The organism is Nostoc sp. CHAB 5715 (assembly GCF_020829685.1).
GTDB lineage: Bacteria > Cyanobacteriota > Cyanobacteriia > Cyanobacteriales > Nostocaceae > Nostoc.
Map to the genome: position 1 here is coordinate 1 of NZ_JAIVFR010000477.1, position 5620 is coordinate 5620.

The 5620-nt window shown below is 44.0% G+C and carries 5 protein-coding genes; all 5 read right to left on the reverse strand.

From position 1 onward, the window contains the following. Positions 1–143: 143 nt before the first annotated feature. The gene (locus tag LC574_RS23695; RefSeq protein ID WP_229456016.1) at positions 144–968 is read right to left on the reverse strand and encodes a peptidase; all 825 of its coding nucleotides are present in this window, start codon (positions 966–968) and stop codon (positions 144–146) included. A gap of 10 nt (positions 969–978) precedes the next feature. Further along, positions 979–1212, reverse strand: a complete 234-nt coding sequence (gene secG, locus LC574_RS23700; RefSeq protein ID WP_118167599.1) for a preprotein translocase subunit SecG — start codon at positions 1210–1212, stop codon at positions 979–981. Between the two features lie 159 nt (positions 1213–1371). Continuing rightward, positions 1372–2970, reverse strand: a complete 1599-nt coding sequence (gene gpmI, locus LC574_RS23705; RefSeq protein WP_229456017.1) for a 2,3-bisphosphoglycerate-independent phosphoglycerate mutase — start codon at positions 2968–2970, stop codon at positions 1372–1374. Between the two features lie 399 nt (positions 2971–3369). After that, positions 3370–5055, reverse strand: a complete 1686-nt coding sequence (locus tag LC574_RS23710; RefSeq protein WP_229456018.1) for an ABC-F family ATP-binding cassette domain-containing protein — start codon at positions 5053–5055, stop codon at positions 3370–3372. A 155-nt stretch (positions 5056–5210) separates the two neighbouring features. Beyond that, the coding region (locus LC574_RS23715) for a hypothetical protein (protein ID WP_229456019.1) at positions 5211–5620 on the reverse strand (410 nt) is incomplete at its 5' end.

Consider the following 5620-nt stretch of genomic DNA (forward strand, 5'->3'; position numbering starts at 1 on the left):
AGGCAATAGTTGCAAGTTGTTCAATAGAAATATTTTCTCTGGCTGCTAAAGCTTCAATTTGTTTATATAAAGATTCGGGTAGCTGTACATTTAAGTTAGTCATGGGATTTCTCCTACTATTTGCAATAATTCTTTGGATGAAACTACCTGAGTCCGATAATTTTTGAATTATCCGCTAAAGACCATCCTAAACTGGTTGGCTGTTCATAAACACGCTTTAAAGTATTTACATCTCTAGAAGAAATAGGCGGTGGTTGACGAACTTGGGAAAAGTATAGCGCATCAGTTTGTAGTGGACTATGACCCCAAATTCCCAGCGCATGACCGAATTCGTGGCGGGTAGCTGCAATGAGATACTCACCTGTTTGACTGGGGCTTAACAAGATGGTGAAGCGGTGGGATAAAACTTTGTTGCTGGTGTATAACTCGTAAGTAGTTTGTGCCGATCGCGCCCGGGTTATATTACTACCAGGGGAAATTTGTAGAGGTGGCGCTTTTCTTACAATCGTAATATCAGCAACTTCTGGCTGTTCGACTACTGTTACAGGTAAATAATTACTCCATTCTTGCACACCCTGCAAGACAACATTAACCCATACTTGAGCTTGTTTTTCGCTGATGGCTTTTGGCGGTTCTATGTAAACTCGAATAGGAAATTGCGACCAAACTAAGTAACCTACTTGGGTTGTTGTGACTTGGGAAAAGTAGTCACCACTGTTTGTGCTATCTTGCCACTGTGCAAGTGTGGGCGGTAGGGGATGGGGTTTTGGGGGAGATGATGGAGGGAGAGAGATTATTAAGTCTGAATATACAGATTTTGGTATTATTGTAAACCCATCACTCGACTGGAGATTAGTAAAAATGATTAACAGCCCTGTGCCAATAAACAAGGCAAGAGCTGTAATTAACTGTACTGGAATTAAATTTATTAGGGTGTTAAGTATCGGGTGTTGGGTTCTTCTCCCCATTTACCTATCCTTATTTAGGTAGCCAACCAGCACTTAAAACTACTGTTAAACCGAGAAAAATTACTGTCAATGCCCAAGTAATTCGGTTTAAGGTGTTTTCTGCACTTTTGGTGCTACTAAATAGCTGGGCTTGTCCGCCAATGGCCCCAATGCCATCACCTTTAGGGCTATGCAGTAAAACTAAGATAATCAAACCAGTGGCGGAAAACGCCCAAATGCCTTGCACGATATTACTAACTGTCATGGTGGGAAGCTCATTTATAACAGGGTTGGGAGAGACGCGATTAATCGCGTCTGTATAGGAGTTGGGAGAGACGCGATTAATCGCGTCTGTACAGGAGTTAGGAAAGTTTTAATTCATCACTCTTCACTATTAACTCTTAACTCCTCACTATTAACTGTTTTACAGCCCTACTTGTACGGGGGTGCGAGTGCGTTGCAGCTCATAATCTGCTGTTTTCAGCAGCGATCGCCCGGTCATTTCTGGTGGCTGAGGCAGCTGTAAAATCTCTAGAATCGTGGGGGCGATGTCGGATAGCTTGCCATCGCTTCGCAGTTCGACATTTGTACCATATCCAGGGATTTTGACTTTCTCTCCTTCCACCAAGATGAATGGGACTGGGTTAGTAGTATGAGCTGTCCAGGGATTACCCCCTTCATCTAGCATATACTCAGCGTTGCCGTGGTCAGCAGTAATAATTGTTGTACCACCGGCTTTGATAACGCTCTCTAACAAGCGTCCCAAACAGCGATCAACTGTCTCAACTGCTGTAATGGTAGCTTCGATTTGACCAGTATGCCCTACCATATCTGGGTTGGCATAGTTAATCACAACTAGGGAATATATACCCTTTTGAATGGCAGCGATCGCTACATCTGTAACTGCTGCTGCTGACATCGCTGGGGCGTGATCGTAAGTCGCTACCATCGGGCTGCTTACTAATTCCCGATCTTCTCCAGCAAAAGGTTCCTCTAGACCCCCATTAAAGAAATAGGTTACGTGGGCATATTTTTCTGTTTCGGCGGTGCGGAACTGATTCAGACCATGATTGGCGATCACTTCTCCCAGAATGTTACTGAGATTCTGCGGTTCAAAGGCTACAGCCACAGGTAAGTCTGAATCATACTGTGTAAACGTGACAAAAGACAGTGGTGTGATTTGCTGTCTTTCAAAACCGTTAAATGTGGGACTGACCAAAGCTTGAGTCAGTTGTCTGGAGCGATCGGGGCGGAAGTTGAAAAATATCACCCCATCTCCTGGTTCTATTGCGCCGGGTGCAATTCGGATGGGGTTGACAAATTCATCTTTTACCCCTTCGGCGTAAGATGCTTGCAAGATTTCTACAGCCGTGCGATTATCAACCACACCATCTTGGGTCATCACGTCGTAGGCGCGTTTGACTCGATCCCAACGGTGATCGCGATCCATTGCGTAGTAGCGACCACTGAGGGTGACTATGCGCCCAATTCCTGCGCGGTCTATATAATCTTGCAGCAGTGTGATTGTTCTTACACCGTCAGTTGGGGCGGTGTCACGACCATCGGTGATGGCGTGAATACAAACTTCTGGAATTCGCTGGTCTTTGGCTAAGTCAAGTAGTCCGAATAGATGGGTGATATGCGAATGTACCCCTCCCTCAGAACAAAGCCCTACTAGATGCAGCTTGCTATTCCGAGAACGAACTTCCTGGCAAATTTTGACGAGTGCTGGGTTTAAGGCAATAGAACCGTCTTCGACCGCATCAGAGATGCGTACCAGTTCTTGCGGTACAACTCGCCCAGCACCAATATTCAAATGACCTACTTCCGAGTTGCCCATTTGACCATCTGGCAACCCTACGGCTTTTCCTGATGTGCGGATGAGGGTATGCGGGTAAGCTGCCCATAAACTTTCCATAATGGGAGTTTTTGCAGCAACAATAGCGTTTCCTCGCTTCTGGTCGCAGTAGCCCCATCCGTCTAAAATGACTAGCACCACAGGAGCAACAGGTGCTTTGGTCATAGTAAAATTGCCCTTTACTTTTTGTAATACCCGAATGATACCATTGCTAATCCACGCCGCAAGTGAATTTTTGCTTATTAATTTCTTTTATGAAAGATTTACAGTTTTTTGAAATATTTTTTAAACTTTAGAGGATGTTTGAAAAGTCATCATTGATGTATCAAATATTTTTTTACCCCTCCCTAACCCTCCCCGATATATTGGGGAGGGAACCGGATTTTCTTGTTTCCCCCCAATATATCGGGGGGATTAAGGGGGGTAATAATTCGATTAAAATCACAATATACCACTTTTCAAACAACCTCTTAGCAATTTTTATGTAATTTTGTTGATCGCTAATAACAAGTGATTACTTAGTAGTAGCGTTTTAGCACTACTACTAAGTCCGTATTCAATCTGTTATTTCCTTTTACTGGAAGCCTTTGCAGCTTTTTTAGCCGCTTTTTCAGCAGCGATCGCAGCTAACTTTGCTTGTTCTTTTTCTTCGGCAATTTTCTGGAGATAGTAATGATAGTCTCCTAAGTAAACGCGGAATTCCCCATCACGAATTTCGACGATTTTGTTAGCTACTTGAGAAATAAAGTAGCGATCGTGGGAAACTACAATTGCCGTACCATCATAGTTTTTGAGCGCTTCTTCCAGCATTTCTTTCGCTGGAATATCTAGGTGGTTTGTCGGCTCATCTAAAATTAGTAAGTTCGCGGGACGTAAGAGCATTTTTGCCAACGCCAAACGAGCTTTTTCTCCTCCACTTAATGCCCCAACTGCCTTAAATACAGTATCACCAGTGAATAAGAAGCGTCCCAAAAGCGTGCGGACTTCTTGATTATCCCAATCTGGAACTTCATCATGAATAGTTTCCATGACAGTTTTCTTCAAATCCAAGGCTTCAGCTTGATTTTGCTCAAAGTAACCGGGAATAACGTTGTGATCGCCTAATTTAACAATACCTTCTGTGGGTTGTTCCATACCCATAATCACACGCAGAAGGGTAGATTTTCCAGCACCGTTGGGGCCAAGAAATGCAATGCGATCGCCTCTTTCAATTAGGAGATTTGCTGCCAAAAATAGGATTTTATCACCATAAAGATGAGTTAAATCTTTAATTTCTACTACCTCGCGTCCACTGCGGGGTGCAGGGGGAAAACGGAAGTGTAAAGTTCTTACCCCAGCGATGGGTGCTTCAATGCGTTCAATTTTGTCGAGTTGCTTTTCCCGGCTTTTTGCTTGAGTACTGCGGGTAGCACTGGCGCGGAATCTATCAACAAAGGTTTGCTGTTTCTCTAATTCTTTCTGTTGACGTTCGTAGGCGCTAAGTTGTGCTGATTGATTTTCGGCTTTTTGTTCCAAATATGCCGAGTAGTTACCAAGGTAGGTACTGGAAACGCCACGTTCAGTTTCCACAATTTGAGTGCAGAGGCGGTCAAGGAACTCCCGGTCATGGGAGACTATTACCATCGGCGTAACCAGCCCTCTGAGGTAATTTTCCAACCACTCGATGGTTTCTAAATCTAGGTGGTTAGTCGGTTCATCCAGTAGCAACAAGTCGGGTTTTTGCAGCAAAATTTTACCTAAACTCATCCGCATTTGCCAACCACCACTGAAGGCACTGACGAGGCGATCGCCATCTTCTAGCCCAAACCCCATCTCTGGTAAAATTTTCCCGATGCGTGCATCTAAGTTGTAGCCATCTAAGGCTTCAAATTTGCGCTGCAAACGATCCAACTTGTCAATCAGTCGATCCAGTTCTTCTGGGCTAGCCGTTTCCATCTCTTGTGGCACATGCGCCAGAGATAACTGTACTTCGTTGGCTTCTTTAAAGACAGTCCAAAATTCTTCTCTAACGGTGCGGGTGGGGTCTACTTCAAACTCTTGGTTGAGGTAGGCTATATGTAAGCTATTAGGACGAATGATTTCGCCTGCGGTGGGTTCCATTTCCCCAGAGATGATTTTGAGTTGGGTAGATTTTCCAGCACCGTTGACACCGACTAAGCCAATGCGATCGCCTGGTTTAACTTCCCAGTTGATATCTTTGAGAACTTCGCCTGTGGGATAAATTTTACTTATATGTTCTAGTCGCAGCATTAAGTTTCTCTCAGGTAGGGAGTGGGTGGTTGAGGACGAAGTACTAACACCGCCTCTAATATTAACAAAAATTAACTATAAATTCGTTGCGATCGAGTTTGGAAACCGCAAACCAAATTTGGCTTGAGCCACGGATAAAATTTACCACATCTATCTCAAGGTTGACTTTGTGCTACTTGTCTGACTTCTTCTACACTGAAACTAAATGCCTCAGCCACTTGTTCCACAGTCACCCCTAATTTCAATAAGGTGGGTATTAATTTTAATTTGGCTCTACGCTCCCCTTTTTGCATGGCATCATGATAAATTTTTACCTTTTGAACTTGGTTTATTGTAAAACCTAACTCCTCTGCAACTTGCTCAATAGTTAACCCTAAATCAAATAGGTGAGGTGCTGTTTGGACTAAACGTAAACCTTCCAAACGCCCTTCTTCAAATGCTTCTTGATAAATTTTTGTGTCTTTGAAACTCACAGTGCCTATGAGATGTTCCTGGCCAACTACCCGCTCTCCCCCTACCGCATCAAGGCGATGCAGCGGCGCATCTACGCCAACATCGCCCGGTA